The 17,224-nt window shown below is 50.5% G+C and carries 16 protein-coding genes and 1 pseudogene; 13 read left to right on the forward strand and 4 right to left on the reverse strand.

Features of this window, described 5'->3' with window-relative positions; all coding sequences use genetic code 11:
* Positions 1–70 precede the first annotated feature (70 nt).
* Together CFBP5473_RS19225 and CFBP5473_RS19230 are read right to left on the reverse strand one after the other, a co-directional pair.
* Positions 71–973, reverse strand: coding sequence for a hypothetical protein (locus CFBP5473_RS19225; protein WP_136954401.1), 903 nt, complete (start codon positions 971–973; stop codon positions 71–73).
* Positions 974–1,057: 84 nt separating this feature from the next.
* On the reverse strand, positions 1,058–1,540 hold the full coding sequence (locus tag CFBP5473_RS19230) for a YccF domain-containing protein (RefSeq protein WP_037170845.1): 483 nt from the start codon (positions 1,538–1,540) through the stop codon (positions 1,058–1,060).
* 157 nt (positions 1,541–1,697) lie between these two features.
* Between CFBP5473_RS19230 and CFBP5473_RS25730 the strand changes: the two genes are divergently transcribed.
* From CFBP5473_RS25730 to CFBP5473_RS19250, 4 genes are all read left to right on the forward strand, one after another.
* Positions 1,698–2,039 (forward strand): helix-turn-helix domain-containing protein, encoded by a 342-nt coding sequence (locus CFBP5473_RS25730; protein ID WP_420359739.1) that lies wholly within the window; start codon positions 1,698–1,700, stop codon positions 2,037–2,039.
* Between the two features lie 215 nt (positions 2,040–2,254).
* Positions 2,255–2,872 (forward strand): hypothetical protein, encoded by a 618-nt coding sequence (locus tag CFBP5473_RS19240; protein ID WP_027674705.1) that lies wholly within the window; start codon positions 2,255–2,257, stop codon positions 2,870–2,872.
* Between the two features lie 181 nt (positions 2,873–3,053).
* Positions 3,054–3,506: a hypothetical protein gene (locus CFBP5473_RS19245; RefSeq protein WP_037170844.1), complete on the forward strand. Its 453-nt coding sequence runs from the start codon at positions 3,054–3,056 to the stop codon at positions 3,504–3,506.
* Positions 3,503–3,862 (forward strand): hypothetical protein, encoded by a 360-nt coding sequence (locus CFBP5473_RS19250; protein WP_136954403.1) that lies wholly within the window; start codon positions 3,503–3,505, stop codon positions 3,860–3,862. The genes CFBP5473_RS19245 and CFBP5473_RS19250 overlap by 4 nt, the downstream gene beginning before the upstream one ends.
* Here the strand turns inward: CFBP5473_RS19250 and CFBP5473_RS19255 are convergent.
* Entirely contained in the window at positions 3,859–4,269 is a 411-nt protein-coding gene (locus CFBP5473_RS19255; protein ID WP_051441219.1) for a hypothetical protein, read from the reverse strand. The two genes, CFBP5473_RS19250 and CFBP5473_RS19255, sit on opposite strands and share 4 nt — an antisense overlap.
* Positions 4,270–4,584: 315 nt before the next feature.
* On the opposite strand from CFBP5473_RS19255, the gene CFBP5473_RS25735 reads away from it, so the two are divergent.
* The 8 genes and pseudogenes from CFBP5473_RS25735 to CFBP5473_RS19295 all read left to right on the forward strand — a co-directional run bounded on the left by CFBP5473_RS25735 (position 4,585) and on the right by CFBP5473_RS19295 (position 15,126).
* Positions 4,585–4,965, forward strand: coding sequence for a GNAT family N-acetyltransferase (locus tag CFBP5473_RS25735; RefSeq protein ID WP_420359740.1), 381 nt, complete (start codon positions 4,585–4,587; stop codon positions 4,963–4,965).
* A 362-nt stretch (positions 4,966–5,327) separates the two neighbouring features.
* The gene (locus CFBP5473_RS19265; protein WP_027674702.1) at positions 5,328–5,870 is read left to right on the forward strand and encodes a hypothetical protein; all 543 of its coding nucleotides are present in this window, start codon (positions 5,328–5,330) and stop codon (positions 5,868–5,870) included.
* A 434-nt stretch (positions 5,871–6,304) separates the two neighbouring features.
* Positions 6,305–9,241: a hypothetical protein gene (locus CFBP5473_RS19270; RefSeq protein WP_136954405.1), complete on the forward strand. Its 2,937-nt coding sequence runs from the start codon at positions 6,305–6,307 to the stop codon at positions 9,239–9,241.
* Between the two features lie 14 nt (positions 9,242–9,255).
* Positions 9,256–9,693: a hypothetical protein gene (locus CFBP5473_RS19275; RefSeq protein ID WP_169696903.1), complete on the forward strand. Its 438-nt coding sequence runs from the start codon at positions 9,256–9,258 to the stop codon at positions 9,691–9,693.
* Positions 9,686–10,846, forward strand: a complete 1,161-nt coding sequence (locus tag CFBP5473_RS19280; protein ID WP_027674699.1) for a phosphorylase family protein — start codon at positions 9,686–9,688, stop codon at positions 10,844–10,846. Before CFBP5473_RS19275 ends, CFBP5473_RS19280 begins: the two co-directional genes overlap by 8 nt.
* A gap of 43 nt (positions 10,847–10,889) precedes the next feature.
* Positions 10,890–12,332, forward strand: a pseudogene (locus tag CFBP5473_RS19285) (YifB family Mg chelatase-like AAA ATPase); the annotation flags it as partial.
* A gap of 459 nt (positions 12,333–12,791) precedes the next feature.
* Positions 12,792–13,298, forward strand: coding sequence for a cupin domain-containing protein (locus tag CFBP5473_RS19290; RefSeq protein WP_027674697.1), 507 nt, complete (start codon positions 12,792–12,794; stop codon positions 13,296–13,298).
* Between the two features lie 445 nt (positions 13,299–13,743).
* Positions 13,744–15,126 carry an IS1182 family transposase gene (locus CFBP5473_RS19295; RefSeq protein WP_027674696.1) on the forward strand — a complete coding sequence of 461 codons (1,383 nt, stop codon included), beginning with the start codon at positions 13,744–13,746 and terminating at the stop codon, positions 15,124–15,126.
* Positions 15,127–15,385: 259 nt separating this feature from the next.
* Here CFBP5473_RS19295 and CFBP5473_RS19300 read toward each other — a convergent pair whose 3' ends face one another.
* A complete protein-coding gene (locus CFBP5473_RS19300) occupies positions 15,386–16,147 on the reverse strand; it encodes a glutathione S-transferase family protein (protein ID WP_234881857.1) in 762 nt (253 codons plus the stop codon).
* A gap of 48 nt (positions 16,148–16,195) precedes the next feature.
* Between CFBP5473_RS19300 and CFBP5473_RS19305 the strand changes: the two genes are divergently transcribed.
* Entirely contained in the window at positions 16,196–17,104 is a 909-nt protein-coding gene (locus CFBP5473_RS19305) for a LysR family transcriptional regulator (protein WP_027674694.1), read from the forward strand.
* Positions 17,105–17,224: the final 120 nt, after the last annotated feature.

Consider the following 17,224-nt stretch of genomic DNA (forward strand, 5'->3'; position numbering starts at 1 on the left):
AACATAAACGTTGGTATATGTTTGACGGTCGTCTAGAAATCGATCTGGCTCAACAAGGTTGGACTATTTTTTAAAATATATTCCATGTAGAGGTGGATGTTGATGCGCCTTCGTAGCAGTATCCCAATGATTCCAGCCTTGCAGAAACATCTGACCGTGTATCACATGCTTTCGCAGTCATCGGATCGTCGCCAGACCCGCCACGACAATCGCCATTAAATTCTTGCCATTGCTCAATCAAGGTAGATACGTCGTCGGTAGAAGTCGGAGATGTCGATGGGGTGGGGCAAAAAAATCTTTTGTTCCCATCAATATGTATGTTGCCGTCAGCCATCCGATCCAAGATGAATGTTGTCTGACTTGCCTCGCCGAATTCTTGACAGTCAGCTTTGACCCTCAAACGGTTTGCATCTAATTGCGTTATTTTCGATATTACGCAGGAGTTCTCGCCCGTGGAGAAAGCTCGAAGGTCGTCATTTAACTCAAAGTCGATCATTTCCAGCTCGTTTTTTAGAAGAGCTTCGCAATCATTTTTGCTTCGGACGTATGCCCCCGCCTTTATCGGCAGTGTATTAAAATGATCGGATTGGTCACTAGACTCAACTTTGGGTAAATCTTGCCCTAGAGGTACGGCAGGGTCGGCATGCGAAGGTGAACTCTGTTTCGCAGTTGATGCGTCGGGCAATTTTTTGTTTTGAGCATCAAGAAATTTTTTCTGCACATCTAATATTTGAAAAGCCGCCAAAACGCTTGGGCAAGCACCTATGGCAATAAGCATCGGGGCTTCAGATATCGCTTTACTGCGAAGGGCGGACCGTTCACTTTTCGAAAGTTTTGATGCTTCTTCGAGTTTTGCAATTCGATTTTCTGCGAATTCCATAAGTTGTGAGGAAATTTCTCCTGACAGTTTACATGCCTTAGCTCCCTCGATGGTCGTATATGCTGAAGGCAGACTATTAAACATCTCATCCAAGGAGGCAGCCTTCAAAGCTCCAGCAAAGCATGGCGATAAGCATAGAAGAGCGACTAAGCGCAATGACATTCGGGTCGCCCCCAATTAGCTTGAAACGAGGACATCATGGCTGTTACCGAGACGAATCTTAGCGTTATGCTCCCGAGCGACCCTCGCCATCTCGACGCTAACAACGCGGCGACCGATTGGCCAAAGCGACAGCGCCGCCAATTTAAACGACTGGATGCCAAACGGGATCGTTATTATAAAGACGCACGCGATTACGCCAGCTAAGACATGACTAAAAAACAGAACCCAGCCAAATGTTAGAAGCCAAACAATATTCACTATAAATCCGATGGTTCCAGTGGCAGCCGTTCCGGCGGTTAGTCCCTTACCGTCCAATTCCCGAACGTGAACAATTTCCTTTCCAAAGGGAAAGGCGGAAAGTTTTGCGATCTCGAACGCTGATCGTGATAAGGGCAGGCCTATGATGGAAATTGCTGCAATGAGACCGCCTAAAAACCAAATACATGCAACGATGGCTCCACCGAAGCAAAACCAAATAATATTTCCAAACGCTCGCATTGAAGCCCCCAAGTGAGTGCAGGCCCTATGCCCGCTCAAGTTGGTAATAGAGCAAACGCAACTCGAAATCCACAAAATCGTAGCATCATACGATTATTTCATGATTTCCGTACTCAATGCGGGTTCCTCGAAGCAATCGCTTTCGCAAATGTCGCCTATGACTATTGCGAAGCAAATTGGGTCCAAGATCAGAGAATTCAGACGTGCGCGGGAGATGACGCAGGCTCAGCTTGCAGAGTTTTCGATGCGAACCGTAGATGGAATTTCTCAGATAGAGCGAGGTGTAAATACGCCGAGCCTTGAGACGTTGCTAGCAATTTGCTCATCCCTTGGCGTGGGTCTCTCTGATCTAATCGAAGTCGACAGTGTTTCCGATAATCGGTCAAAGCGCAGCGCACTCGTCGCGGAAGCTAACTCGATGTTGAACACCATGAGTGAAGCTGAGCTAGCTGTGGCTGTAGACCTTATGCGGGTTGTAAAGCAGCGCATGTCGCGATAGCTAGTTGCGTCTATAATTATGCGATTTTCTTGGCAATTTCGCTCTGAAAATGCTATGGAACAGCTTGTCTCAAACACATCCCCCTAAATAAAATCACCAATCCAGTTCCACTGCTCCCTGACGTTTTTACTCAGGCTCCCCCAGTGTTACCCACATCACCCCGCATCAGGCTCTTGCAAATGAGCCTTTCTATAAACACGTCCACAGGAAAGGAAATGCGATATAAAGAAACCGCTAATGCATACGCAAATTGGATTGACGAACGTATAAAGAACTTCACCGATCCAGATCGTCCCATATGGCAACCACTGGAATCTTATATGCAGTTCCATGCCTTGTTCGTCACCTTTAGCTTCGATAGCAAAAAGATTGCCGGACGTAAGTCCGAGATGAGCGATAGCTCATCTCCAATTTATAATCACAAGCTTTCACCCGAATTTCTCAATACAGACAGGTTATATAAGCGGATGTGCCGCGAGCTTCTCGGATCGAATTTCACGCGGAAGAGAGATTGCCAGCCACTCATGATCGCAGCAGCTGATGGGAATGGAACTCGGTATTGGGGAACGACAAGCGATCTGCAGAACCTCCACATCCATTCGATTTGGGTGTTCAAACCTGGACAGATCGAAAAGGCGAAAAAGAAATTCGCGACGATCGACATCCAGACGTGCGATTATGATTTCTCCGATGTGGATGTCCGCGATTTCACCAATTATATGGCCAGCGTTGGAAGGCCGAGCAAAATCGCTTCGTACACGAGCAAGTTCTTGGGTTTCAACGCGATGGACATGTTGATTGGGGAAGATTTCGTGATTTACCCAACGATCTAATATTAGATAAATCGAATAATATGAAGTTTGTATGTCTTTTTTCTTGAAACAAGATTCGGCTTTCTGATAGCCATTTTCCAGCAACCTGATCCACCAGCAAAATTCACAAAAGGTTGCTTACAGCATTCGCAAATATCATCGGCTTTCAGCCACCATACAGTTTTCACGCCCATCAGTATTAATGGGCGAACATAAAGGCTTTCTTATGCTTAAATACAGAAAGTTTACGGCGCTATACACCCTACCAGAAATGCTAAATGAAGTTATCGACTTCGCCAAGGCAAATAATATCTCCGTATTAGCCGTGCAGAAGGAAGGATTTAGATCTCATCGTCGTGATACGGAAAACAGCATCACCATGGTCACCGATCTCAGGGATGACACGTCAGTCGCTCCAGTTTGCCAAGCTGCTGCTTCACTGATGCCTAACCTGTTGGTCTTGGCTGTCGACCCGGATAGAGCGGTGGGACTGTTTACGGCCACCCCGAATGAGCAGAAGATAATACAGGAACTTCTCTGGCTTCATTATGGAAAAGCCGGACTCATTCAGCTTCTATTCTCGGCGTCTGTTTCGTTTGATGCAGGAGCCCTAGCTCCGTCGTCTCACCTAGATGTCATGGGGGTAGCGGCATGAAACTCCGTGTTATTGAGGTTTTGGATGCCGGTTATCTTCACGCCGAGCGAATTGTGCTTGCTGCAAATCGCAGATGCGAAACTGACCGCTTCTGCTTGACCACGTGCTTAGAGTTGAGAGGCAAAAGCGTAGCCTTACAGCAACCGTCGGTAATGCGGCTTCCCAAGGATTTCCTGCAGGTGGGGGATCGACTTGTCGTCTGGACCAGAAGAATGAAACCGTTCGCAGAATTCGATGAATGGGATTCGCGTACGCAACACATCAGCTGGGGCTTGAGGCGCCCGCTGTTCGAATTTGAGAATACCGGCGTTCTGGTTCAGGAAATCTTGGGTGAACCCGTGTTCCGCTCGAACTAGCTGCTGCGTTTCTGGCTACCTACCTGCTTTATTCTGGTTGGGCTTTTTGCGAAGCCCTTCCTGATTTCGCCAGAAATTTTGTCCAGTTGAGTGTCGAAATGCCTCTCTGAGCAGTGGAGGCGTACAGTAGCCAAAGCATCTAAAACCTCACTGACAGTATTACAGCTTATCGCAAATTTCCCTTGCGAAAGTTCCAAGTCTCTTCGGCCATATCGAACGGCTAGTGAAAACGAGCCGTCTTGGTTTTCTTGAAACCATCTGCCTCGTTTCGATCGTCCCGCACTGAACTCGTTCACGATCTCGATCTGCTTGTCGATCTGCATTAGCAGCCGGCGTCGTCGTTTAGTCGCCGCGTCAGCTGGTGAACGGTTCACAGCGTCAATCAAGGTCAGGTTCTCAAAAGCCATTTAACACTCCATTCTTTGCAGCCCGCTTCACTGATTAGGGAGTGAAGGACAACAGCAATGGGTCTGACCGGCTATCTCTGTTCAATGCACCAAGGGTTGTCTTTGTCTTATGCCGAACGGCATTTGAGATATACACTCTCTGTCTTCCGTTGCCTCATCGCCAAATTCTAGTGACGGTTAAATAGATTTGGCGAAAGGGTTTACTTGGTGAAAAGGTCCATTGAATTTAACTGCAACTTCAGGGCTGCACGCAACACTGATTTTAGCGCACTGAGTTATCTGGCATCTCTTTGTTGGCACGAAACGTATAACGGCGTGTTGCCAGCTTCGAGTGCAAAGAGGTTCGACGATGAGCGAGGTGGAGAAGATTATGCGCGCTGTTTGCTGCCTGTCACCCAAGTCGCAGTGGTCAAAAATGAGATCGTCGGCATGATCGCGAACACCTCTGGCATCGTGACCGGTCTTTATGTTGACCACCGGTTTCGGCGAAATCGGATCGGATCAAGTCTTCTACACAACGCTTGTTTGAAGGGCGCAGACACGCTTAGCGTTGTATCATCGAATCGCGCTGCCATCTCATTTTACGAGCGTTGTGGATGGGTTCGCTGGAAAAAGCTATCTGGCAAAGTCTGTGGAGCCGAAGTGACTGAAGAGTTAATGGTGCTCAAACACCGGAGGCAAGATAAATGGAGATGACGTCAACGGTCACAACTGTGGCAGATTTTGGCAGGCGGACTGAGAGCCGGAAGTGATTGGCGCTTATAAAAGAAGGCGCGAACTACATATGACTGAAGCAAAACTCCGCAATCGCGAGCGACAATATCCGACTCTTTGCCGAAGTCACTGATGAGAATACATCTAGTCACTTAGGATAATGTGGAAAAAAATAAGCCTCTGTAAATCACTATATTTTTTTGTCTTTGCCTCACGAATTGTGCGAGAAAGGAGAGGCAATTAGAATGGCCTGGCGCGATGCTAGCACAAGTCAAAAACAGTTTCCTCAACGGTTCGATAATGGCCCCGGTTAGAGTGAGGCGATTTGTCAACAAGGAACACTGATGGACCCTGAACAGCACCTCCCCCCGCGAAAATCCGATTACATCGTTCTCGGGTATCTGGACTATACAATTTCTAGTTTCCAGCATTACGTGAGGCTTAACCTCTCGACATCATCAGGATCACTAGTCTCAGGATTACCTGTCCAAGGCCGGGACTTTAAGGAAAACTACCCACGAGAGTTCGCTGCCATTACGGAAATTAATGCAGCATATTCGGCTGTACTATCGCCGATATTTCAGGGGCACAGACCGAAGATTGTTGGCGGCATCGCCTCTTACGGCTCTCTAAGATTTCGAGACGGTAAAATAGAGGTCAAGGCCCTTTGGCTGGCAGCGGTAGTTACAACTTACGTGGGCGTCCAAGGGTACCCAGACTTCCGAGAAGGCATCATCAAAATACACGAAGACATATCCTACGCAGTGGAGAAACTTGGCTCGGCGCTCGATCTGGGCGATACAAAATTTGTACCAAGAACTCCCGAAGACATACGTCGCGACGCAATACAGTGCCTACCCCCTCAGAATTCTCGTTTTAGGAAGTGAATAGATGGGGACGGAAGGTTGAGGGCAACCCAACAGTAGAAGCTGGCATGTCTCGGTATTGACGATCGGATACACAAGAATCAAACGAAAGAGCTGCCCATTGCCTTACACTGTCAGATACAGTTTCTTCACTCGGGTAAGCTTTCACATCGAGGCAAGTCACAAGCCTATCTCTACCGCAATTTGTTTAGTGACGCGATACATGAGGGTACGCCTGTAGTTGTTGAATAGGAGCAGTTTGGCATTATCGATCCTGCTCTGGTAACCCCCGCGGCTAAGAAGCGGAAAATTAGATTAAATTTTACGCCTGATCTCTCTTTTTAGTTGTGGCTAACTCGTGAAAATGAAAGCCAAGCCCCGAAATATTGTTGCGGGAATAAGGAGCGCGCTTTATTGCATATTCGTGATGTCTAAAAGTCGACGGGGGGGCCCGAGTGTCTGAATTAAACATACAATTGGTTTCTCAATTGCGAGCAATAAAGTCTCCAACCACAAGGAACCAGTTAAGAGGTATAATCGCTGAGAAAGGCAATAAAACTCTTAGTGAAAAAACTAACAGGTTCATTCATCAGCTAAAGTATCCAGACAACAAAGCGGCAGTGAACCTTCTCAGTTTGCTTCAACGAGAGGGGCATATTACTGTGTCTCTGCCTGTGCCGCCGTTGCCACCTACAGTTGGTGACATCGTGTTTGCAGATAATATGCCCGAGAAGGCCTTTATAAGCTATGCGGGCAAATTATTGAGTAGCTACGAAGCATTTCTTGTAGACTATATTAATTTTACTCGCCAACTAGACGAATTGGTGGAGATTGGTTCTGATAGTGAAGTGGCCAACCTGTTGTCATCAAATTTTGCAAAATTTGGTTACTCGATAAATCTTATAACGAAGATATTCAGTTTAAGATATAGAACGCGAAATTTTCCTCAGGTTGAGGCATCAATTATTGAGTTTGTTTCGCCTCTTAACAACAAGAGGCGAAGCATACTTTTTCCCGCCATTGAAGATAGCTTTGATGGATCTAGGACATACTTCGATGTAAGGCGGACTTACACGCGAATTTCTACCGGTGATCGGCTGCCGCGCCATGTCAGGCTATATCTTATGGATCTGTTTAGCCCCCTCTCCAGAAAAGAGCAGGATGTGAGTGAAACAGCGCGAGCCTACGCAGGTTATTCTGTCATTGATCTCTGCATGTACCTTCTCACAGCGGAGAGGTTAGCTCATGCATCGGAGCGTTCGTTAGAAAGCGGGCTATTCCGAACTGTGCCAAGGGTCGTGCGGGAAGCTTTTGAGCGCGCGCGTTTCCCTTCCAGCAAATTTCCTCCAATGCCAGAGGATCTCGCTGATGAGGTAAAATCTGACACTCTATTTCGGCATTCAGCAGCTCTCCTAAATTACGATGCGGCTATCGAATTTCGCTCCAAAATTGAATCGTCGCTTAGTGCGCGAATGGACGGTATATTCTCCAGCCCAGTTTCCCAGCCACCTGTAGAAATCGAGGCGACCCTCAGTGCAGTTGAAATAATACGAGGTCTAAGTCTAGTAAACATGGATAGCAATAAATCTATTGCGCCAACAGGAAGAATGGAACTTTCTGGAGTGTTCTCATACGTTGTTACAAATCTAACAGAACCGTTGGATTTAACCGGTGAGGAACTTCTGGCGGCGCTCAATGCGTGTGAAAATATTCCTTCTTTGCTAACCGCAGTAGAATTACATTCTGCATTACCAGAAAAATCTCAAGACCTACTTTATGAGCTTCTGAGAACGACAATAATATTCGATGCCGATCAGAGCTTCATCACTGACTACTCTGTGCGACAGGCGACTGAAAAAATAGTCGAAAGTGGCTACAACAAGGATGTAATGGCGTTATTAAAAGACCTATATTCAAAGGCGCCATCAGTTGGAGAATACTATTTCGGCTTCTGGGATGACAGTTTTTTAACTCAACTTTATGGTCTATACGACAGTGTGGAGGCCGTATCGGAGACCAGAGAGCGGATGCTCTACTGGTATGGTGACTACACAGACAGCGAAATCCACAGGGAGCGCGCTCGATCGTTATCTCTGGAAAATAAGCTGGTTCGCCTTAGAAATGAGATTGACGCCAACCGACTGCACGTGGATACCGCGCGTCTTCGACACTGGATGCAGGACGAAATCGCGCTTGATTTGAGATCTTTAATAACGTCTGGTGACACAAATTTGCGGGCAGACGCGAATGTTAGTGATGTTCAAGACGAAATTCTTCTTCTGAGTGACCCGGGATTACATCTCGCAAGGATCGTTTCAAAAGTCTTCCGTGAATTCTGCTCTAACAGATCGTTTGGGCTTGATTCTTACATTGGTCGTAGGATTAGACACGGCACGTTCTATGGAACTATAACCGCCGATGTACGCACAATTTTACAGAATTTTGTTTTGAAGGAGCGTGAAAACAACCCTCAGCTGGCGCGTTTCGTCGCCCAACGCTTACGCGACCTAGAAGCTGACGTTCGCCGCTTCGCGATTGAACGTCTCCAAGTGCGGTCGGAAGCGAAGCCAAAGGGACTAATTGTTCCAAGTCTTGATAATGATGCAAAGCTCAGTCATCTGAAATTAATTTACGATGATGTCGAACCTTTACTGAATGATACGACCAATGTGCCCGAGATTATGGAACTATTTCAGCAGCATTGCTGGATACTCGTTTCGCCAGACTTGAATAATGTCAGAGAGCAACTGGAGCGATACAGGACCGAAAAGTTGTTTATTGACAGCCGCGATCTCCCTCCGGCCTCGAGTAATGCCATTAGCTCGGCCCGACTGGCCATCCGCGATGCTAATGCTCTAGTCCAGCAGCGTGTTGCTCAAATTTCGAGCTGGTTTGCGCAACCGCCAGAGACCTTGCCCTCCGCCACGCTGGAGGAGCTATTTCAAATTGTGGTCGATGAGGCCAGAACGCAGGTGAGCGGCTATGACCCCGAGGTCGAAATTGATGACGAGGCACAAATACGATTGCTCGGGCATCGATACCAATATGTTTATGACGCTCTATACGTCGTAGTAAAAAACGCCGCTTTCTACGGCGTTAAAACTGGTCGATTGAAATTTTCTACGCGGAAAAGAATAGAGCGACAGCGTATGGTAGTGAGTGTTCAGATATCTAACTGCATTGTTGAAACGGATACGATGAACTCGGTTCTAGAACGTATAGAACTTGCCATGAGTAAAACGATCGACGGTGCGATGGTCACGGAAGGAAAAAGCGGGATTCCAAAATTAAGAAGTCTCGAGAAGGAACATAAAGAAATCAGCGGCGTAGGCTTTTGGGACGACGGGGAAATGCTGACTTGTGGCTTCGAATTGCTGTTGGTTTCCGCATGATTGAGGTGTTACTCGTGGAAGATGATCCCTACAAGGAAAAGGGATTACGGGAGGCCATGCTGGAGATCCTACATGAGCCTAAGACCGCTTTGGCAACATCTGTTCAGACAGCCGTGACCGCTATTCGCTTAAGAAGCTACAAACTCGTTGTTCTAGATATGGCATTGCCGAGCCATGATCGCTCGTTAGGAAACGGCAATCCTCGGCAAATGCCTTCAGGCGGACTGGAAGTTTTGCTCAATTTGAACGAAAAAAAGCGCCCCGATGCCGTGATTATCGTTACGCAATATCCGGAGATTGAAATAAATAACCAGCTCGTCCCAATCGATCAGGTTCCAATCTTTCTATCGGCATTCTTAGATGTTCAGTTGAAAGGCGTTATTTTCTACGACGAGTTTGACCCAGGTTGGAGAAAAGAATTTCAGACGATACTGCGAGGATGCTTTGCCTAACATACTGGTTATAGAAGACGATGACGAGAAGTTCGCTCAGATTTCAAAAGTGTTGGAAGAACGATTCGCTGCCCTTTTGAACATAACTCGCGAGGATTGCTTGGCGGGAGGGGTAAAAGCGATTTCGACGGGCGAGTATGATTTGATTGTTCTCGATTTGTATTTGCCTATGCTCAACAAAAGGGACGAGCCGGTAGACGTAACCGACCAGTTAGTTGATGTCCTGAGAAAATCTTCGCTTAATGTGAGATCGGAAGTGGTCGCGCTTTCGGCGCATGAGGAGGCTGTCGATTCCCGCCGTGTCGATTTTGCCGAGGCCGGGATTGTGCTTGTTCATTACTCAGAATACAGCCAGACATGGAAGGAAGTCCTGAGCGTTCTGTGTCAGCGGGTGAAGACAAGTGAAGTATGTTCATTTGTCATTGTGTGCGCTCTGCCACTCGAGAGGAAAGCATATCAGTACGCTGGAGCTGAGCTTGGAAAGCTCGTGGAGATAGGTGGGCTGGATTGCTTAAGGATAACTATTGGTTCGCACCGCGGTGTCTGCGTCATTTTGCCACGAATGGGCATCGTTGACGCGGCTGCTGTAACTGCGAGAGCGATAGAACTGTTCGATCCGAAAGTCGTTGCGATGTCGGGTATTTGTGCCGGCTTTTCAGGTAGGTCCAAAATCGGCGACGTGATATGTGTCGATCTCTGTTGGGAACATCAAGCCGGAAAGTGGAGCGGAACAACTTTCACGCTCGAAGAATATCAAGTTCCAATTGACGAGAGTATAAGGACAAAGCTCAGACAGCTGGTCGCAACGACGGATAACTTCAAAACATATCGTGAGAGCATGCCGATAGACGGCGACGTTCAAAAAGGTACGGTGCACGTCGGAGCGCTCGTCAGTGGCTCTGTTGTTGTCTCTTCTGAAAAGATGCAGCAAGTAATTGCTGATCAGCATAAGCGGCTTCTGGGATTAGATATGGAAGTCTACGGCGTTGCAAGAGCCTGCCAACTAGCCGAAGGAGCGATAAAGTTTATTGCGGTAAAAACGGTGGTCGATCTCGCAGATGAGCACAAGAATGACGGGATACAGCCCTATGGCGCAGCACTATCCGCAAAAATTGTCACGCACTTGGTTCCTATTTTGCTAGCTAAAAATTAGCGACAGGTGGCGTCGCGGCAATTTTTCAATAATCCGCCACAGCATCCAGATCGTCGGGTTGCCGGATAAGGCAGTGGCCGAAAGCCGTGAGCGCGTGCAGGCAGCACTTCATGCTTCGGGCCTGGCTCTGCCTGCCAAGAAGGTAACAGTCAATCTCGCACCCGCTGATTTACCCAAGGAAGGCTCACATTTCGATTTGCCAATTGCTCTCGGCCTCATGGCAGCACTCGGTGCCGTGCCGGGAGAGGCGTTGAGCAAGTTCGTCGTTCTGGGTGAGCTTAATCTCGACGGCACGATTGGAGCCGTTTCCGGTGCGCTTCCCGCTGCGGTCGGCGCGAATGCGCTGGGAAAAGGGTTGATCTGCCCTGCCGATAGCGGGCCGGAGGCGGCATGGGCCGGTGCCGATATCGATATTCTCGCCCCGCGCAGCCTGATTGCGCTCGCCAACCATTTCCGTGGAACGCAGCTTCTTTCGCGACCCGTACCGGCCATCCGCGCCAATCCGGCCAATCTGCCGGATCTCGCAGATATCAAGGGCCAGGAGAGCGCGAAACGCGCATTGGAAGTGGCAGCTGCCGGAGGTCACAATCTCATCATGGTCGGCCCGCCCGGCTCTGGAAAATCGATGCTGGCCTCTCGCCTGCCGTCGATCCTGCCGCCGCTTTCGGCATCCGAACTGCTGGAAGTCTCGATGGTGCATTCCATTGCCGGTCAACTTTCGGGCGGCAAGCTGTCGGATCGTCGGCCATTCCGCACGCCTCATCATTCCGCCACCATGGCTGCTCTTGTGGGCGGTGGCTTGCGTGCAAAGCCCGGAGAGGCGTCACTTGCCCATCACGGCGTTCTTTTCCTGGACGAGTTTCCGGAATTCTCGCCCCAATCGCTCGATGCGCTGCGCCAGCCGCTGGAAACGGGAGAATGCATCATTGCCCGGGCCAATCATCGGGTCAGTTATCCGGCTGAAATCCAGCTTGTCGCGGCCATGAACCCTTGCAAATGCGGTATGGCGGGGGAACCCGGGTTCACCTGCGCCAGAGGCCCGCGCTGCGTCTCGGATTATCAGGCGCGCATTTCCGGCCCGTTGATGGACCGCATCGATATCCGCATCGAAGTGCCCGCCGTCTCCGCAACCGATCTCATTCGCCCGATGGCGGCAGAGGCGAGTGTGGATGTTGCCCGCAGGGTCGCAAGGGCGCGGGAAAGACAGGAGGAACGTTATGCCGACGCAGGCTTCAAGGGCATAAGAACCAATGCCAGATGTTCGACCGCGCTGATCGAGAAATTTGCAGAACCTGACGCCGCAGGCCTCCAGCTGCTGCGCGATGCTGCCGAGAAGCTGAAATTTTCAGCGCGCGGCTACCACCGCATATTGAAGGTGGCACGCACACTGGCCGATCTCGATGAAAAATCTGTCGTCGGACGCGTCCATCTGGCGGAAGCGATTTCATATAGAATTGCAGGTGACAGGCTCGCCGCGGCGGCTTGACGATTGTGTCAGGGAGCAGGTCGCGTTTGCTCGCCCTCAATTAAACGATCACGTACATGCGGGAAATAGGAAATTAAGGCAGGCCGCGGTGAACCCCATTCCTGCGACCGTTTTAGGCGACTTCGGCACGATCAGGGGTGTGAATTAGGCTTTCATAAACTGCTTATACGTTTGGAGCGGCTCCGATTTTGTTGTCTATGCGCGACTAAGAGTGAGAGAAACTGGAGGATCAGAGAGTGGCCTTTGGCGCACTGGTTTCTGACGTGAGGCAGCACAGTCTGGCGCTGGATTTTTCTGATGGTCGATATCTGGGATATCGGCTGGTTTACAACCTGAGTGCTCCTGTTCCGAGAAAGGACCGCTGTACAGTTTCAAACATACATAGAATTTGATATAATTTCTGAAGATTTTTCTTAGCCTCCGATGGTATAAAGGCATTGATCGAGGTGGGGTCTAACAATGGTTGTGAAAATGATGTTCGCGAGCGCGGTTGCTATGGCAGCGCGCACCGTTCCGTTGATGCCGGTTTACGGCTCGAAGAACAGAGCCGGTTCTGTGGTCTCCGCAGCCGCTGCCGGGCTGGATATGCAGCCTGCACCCATCAATCCAGACTGGATCATTTCCGGTGAGCCGCAAGCCCGCATGGCCGATCATTCGCGCAGCGGCGACCGAGCGTCTTACACGGCGCTGTGGGATTGCACGGCGGGCACATTCCGCTGGTTCTTCGCCTGGGACGAGACCGTCAACATACTTGAAGGCGACGTTCATGTAACGGCGGATGATGGTTCGATACACGTGCTGCGCGCTGGTGATGTGGCTTATTTCAAGGCAGGGACATGGGCCACATGGCGCGTGGACAATTACGTCCGCAAAGTCGCCTTCCTGCGCCGCCCTTTCCCGGTACCAGTCGCGCTTGCTTACCGGGTCAAGAACAAGCTCTTTCCCGCAAAAACACCATCTTTTTGAGATTGAGTTGCCGTGCCGGATGGCGCAGGTCATGGAAAGCGAAATCGATGTCCTGAAGCGCATGCGCAGGCCAACGTGCTAAAGCGATGTCTCTTTAGAATTACGGCCCGTTCCAACCAACCCTCCCGCGAATCCGCAAGACCTTAAATCATCCGTCGCGCTAGCCGCTTCACATCGCGCAGCGATGCCAGGTTGGCTGGTCAACTTTCCGCCATAAGCGATCAGGCTCGTGCGTATCTGGGGTTTTCCTGTTGCCAGTCGCCTGTGTCCTTGCGGGAGCTACAGCGGCAGATAGTTCCCATTTTAGGGGTCGTTTCAGGCTGGGGGGCGAAATGACATTCTAACTAGCCACGTCCGCTATTGGCCGATACCGTTGAAAAAGTCGGCGTTGCTGTCGGTGCGAAGTTCTGATTCACTCCTTCTACGAATTTAAGAGGATGTGCCGATGATGGGAGAGCGGATGGTAGCGCAGGAAGCGCCGTTTTACGGGTTCAGCATGGAGCGTCACGTCCCAGCGAGCCATCTTCTGCGGTCTATCGACCGCTTCGTAGATCTGTCTGGTCTTAGGTCTCACTTGCGCCCTTTCTACAGCGAGATCGGGCGGCCCTCGATTGATCCGGAGCTGATGATCCGCATGCTGATCGTTGGTTACTGCTTCGGCATCCGTTCGGAGCGTCGACTGTGTGAGGAAGTGCATCTGAACCTCGCCTATCGCTGGTTCTGCAGGCTAGGCCTCGAAGGCGATGTCCCGGATCACTCGACTTTCTCCAAGAACCGGCATGGTCGTTTTCGGGATAGCGATCTGCTGCGCGAACTGTTCGAGACGACAGTGAGGCGCTGCATTGAAGAAGGCCTTGTCGGCGGCGAAGGCTTTGCCGTCGATGCGAGCCTGATCAAGGCGGATGCGAACAAGCAACGGTCAGTGAAAGGATCGGAAGCGGTCGACTGGAAAGCCATGGCCGAGACCCGCCGCTCGGTTCAGGAATATCTCGACACGCTGGAAGACGCGGCCTGGGGTGCAGCCAGCGAAGCAAAGCCGAAGTTCGTATCGAGGTCGGACCCAGCGGCTCAATGGACCGGAGCGATGAAAGGCCACGCCTTCTTTGCTTATGCTACCAACTATTTGATCGATTTGGACAATGCCGTCATCGTTGATGTTGAGGCAAGCCGCGCGATCCGGCAGGCGGAGGTCGGCGCGGCACGCACCATGATTGACCGTACTCAGGATAGCTTCGGTCTCTATCCGGAACGGTTGGCCGCTGACACCGCCTATGGTTCGGCAGAGATGTTAGGCTGGCTCGTCCACGAGCGCGGGATAGAGCCGCATATTCCGGTCTTCGACAAGTCCGAGCGGCGTGATGGTACATTCGAGCGTGCCGACTTTGCTTACGACCACAAGCGTGATCTCTATACCTGCCCTGGCGGCAAGGAGTTACGCTCTCGGCAGATTACCTACAAAAGCGAACGTCCACTCGTGGATGAAGATGGCATGGTACGTTATCGCGCCAGCAAACTCGACTGCGATGCCTGTGCCCTAAAACCTCGATGCTGCCCAAACACCCCGGCGCGCAAGATACCACGCTCCATCCATGAGAGCGCTCGCGACATGGCGCGCGATATCGCCAAGACCGAAGCCTATGTTACGTCGAGGCATCAGAAGAAAAAGGTAGAGATGCTTTTTGCTCACCTCAAACGCATCCTCAGACTGGATCGCCTGCGATTACGTGGACCGAACGGAGCGCGTGATGAGTTCCACCTCGCTGCCGCAGCCCAAAACCTCCGGAAACTCGCAAAACTGATCCCGTCGACAACGCCAAAACCGGCGTGAAGGGAAATACATCTCGGCATGTCCCGCCGACGAAAGCGTCGGAGCAAGATCAGTATGCGCCTTTTTCAACGGTATCTGCCAAAAGCGGTCATTGTTACTACTCTTGTCCGATAAACGGAGTCGTGCTGACGGACTCTCGGTTTCATAAATCAGCAATCTCTGTTGTTGGCCCGAAACGGTTATTTTGGATTCATCACCGCTCGCGTAAGAGGAAATGGCAAACACAAGGTCTGCCACCTCAACTAAGAACGAGAGATGTTCAAAGCGTTACGCCGACACTCGACAGGAAGCTGTCAATGCGGTGATCAACCACGCGCTTTGTTTCGGCCCAAGCAGGAACCGACTGCAGAAGGTTGTCGTGCCACGCCATAAGATTGGGAAACTCCCGAAGCGGAGGCCTCGAACGATCAATCTGAGAAAACGGACCTGCAATGTCGATATCGGCAAGCGTAAGTGTCTGGCCAACGATGAATTTGCGGCCTTCTAGGTGCTGATCAAGCACTTTCGCTGCGACACGAAGCTTGCCCTCAGCAAACTCGATGATGGTTTCATTCTTTTGCAGCCCCATGACCGTCTTGCCCACTCGCTCGTCGAACAACGCTGTTGCAAAGACGCGCCATTGCTCGCCCGACCAGAACATCCACTGAAGTACCTCAAAACGTTCTTCCGAGGTCGTTCCAACCAATGACGAATTTGCCTTATTCGCGAGATAAAGATTAATGGCGGCTGCTTCGTAGAGAATGACTTCACCGTCGACAAGAACAGGTGTCAGGCCGTGCGGATTGAAGTTTGATTTAAATTCAGCCGTCTGGCTCTCGCCTTTAAACAAATCGACCATGACGTGTTCGATTTCGATACCCATGACTTGGGCCGCCGTGGTAACCCGCCGTAAGCTACCTGATCCGGGGTCCCCATAAATTTTAATTGTCATAAATTTTTCCTTTGCCTCGAAGACCCTCAAAAGTCTTGCAAGTAAGGTTTGCCACATTCTCAAACGGAATTGAATTTCGTAAATTGGCATAGTATCAATTCCATATAGGAATATATCGCTGGAATAAGGGGAGCTGAGATGGACAAGCTCGATTCAATGCGCGCTTTTGTACGCGTCGTCGAAAGTGGAAGCTTTTCACAGGCAGCGAGAGACCTAAACTTGAGCCAGCCGACTATCAGTAAACAGCTTGCGGCACTCGAAGCACGTCTTGGAACGCAGCTCCTTTCTAGGAATTCTCGAACGCTCGCCGTCACGCTCGCTGGCCAGGAATATTATGAGGCCACGTTCCGTATCCTAGAGGATATCGATTCAGTCGAGGAAAAGGTTCTGGACAGGCAGTTGTCACCCTCGGGTCTAGTCAGGGTGACCCTCTCGCCGGCCTTTGGGAGGATGTATGTTATCCCGCGGCTCCTTGCCTTCAAGGATCGCTTTCCAGACGTGGCAGTCGAAATGGAAGTCTCGGGCCGGCACGTTGATCTTGTGGAGGAAGGAATCGATGTCGCGATCCGAATAGGTCAACTGTCAGATTCAGGCTTGGTTGCTCAACGTATCGGCGATATGCGACTGATCACCTTGGCATCAGCAAGCTATCTCGCACGGCACGGACGGCCGCAAACGCTTGACGACTTACAATCGCACCAACGTATTGGCTATGTCCACCACGGCAATGTCGTCGGTTGGGATTTTACAGCCTGCGGTCGGCAGATCACTTTAGACGGCGGGGGCGCGTTTCGTACAAACGACGCGGAACATGTCCGCGGTGCAGTCCTTTCCGGTCTGGGCATTGCCCATCACGCGAGTTGGTTGTTTACAGATGTCTTGGCCTCCGGCGAGGTTGTCCGCATTCTCAACGAACACGCGCCGCTGCCTTTACCAATTTTCGCGGTGACTGCTTCTAGGCGTCGTATGCCTTCACGGGTGCGCCAGTTCATAGAATTCTTGACCGACCTTTGTGCCGAGGAGGAGGAATTACGGATCATTAAATGAGCTGTGACCGCAATTGGCGCAAAGCCGACGAACACTTGGGTTCCAAATAAGCTAAAGCCTGTATGGAACAGCCATCGGCCCATGCGGATCAAGGCTTTCTGGCACCAAAAGCCAAGAGGG

Origin of the sequence: Agrobacterium larrymoorei, from assembly GCF_005145045.1 — a bacterium.
Lineage (GTDB): Bacteria > Pseudomonadota > Alphaproteobacteria > Rhizobiales > Rhizobiaceae > Agrobacterium > Agrobacterium larrymoorei.

Coding starts and splice junctions, on each gene's coding strand:
- CFBP5473_RS19250 (WP_136954403.1), top strand. CDS start 3,503: ATGAAACTCCGTGTTATTGAGGTTTTGGATGCCGGTTATCTTCACGCC.
- CFBP5473_RS19305 (WP_027674694.1), top strand. CDS start 16,196: ATGGACAAGCTCGATTCAATGCGCGCTTTTGTACGCGTCGTCGAAAGT.
- CFBP5473_RS19255 (WP_051441219.1), bottom strand. CDS start 4,269: ATGGCTTTTGAGAACCTGACCTTGATTGACGCTGTGAACCGTTCACCA.
- CFBP5473_RS19295 (WP_027674696.1), top strand. CDS start 13,744: ATGATGGGAGAGCGGATGGTAGCGCAGGAAGCGCCGTTTTACGGGTTC.
- CFBP5473_RS25730 (WP_420359739.1), top strand. CDS start 1,698: ATGACTATTGCGAAGCAAATTGGGTCCAAGATCAGAGAATTCAGACGT.
- CFBP5473_RS19245 (WP_037170844.1), top strand. CDS start 3,054: ATGGGCGAACATAAAGGCTTTCTTATGCTTAAATACAGAAAGTTTACG.
- CFBP5473_RS19230 (WP_037170845.1), bottom strand. CDS start 1,540: ATGCGAGCGTTTGGAAATATTATTTGGTTTTGCTTCGGTGGAGCCATC.
- CFBP5473_RS19290 (WP_027674697.1), top strand. CDS start 12,792: ATGGTTGTGAAAATGATGTTCGCGAGCGCGGTTGCTATGGCAGCGCGC.
- CFBP5473_RS19240 (WP_027674705.1), top strand. CDS start 2,255: ATGCGATATAAAGAAACCGCTAATGCATACGCAAATTGGATTGACGAA.
- CFBP5473_RS19265 (WP_027674702.1), top strand. CDS start 5,328: ATGGACCCTGAACAGCACCTCCCCCCGCGAAAATCCGATTACATCGTT.
- CFBP5473_RS19300 (WP_234881857.1), bottom strand. CDS start 16,147: ATGCCAATTTACGAAATTCAATTCCGTTTGAGAATGTGGCAAACCTTA.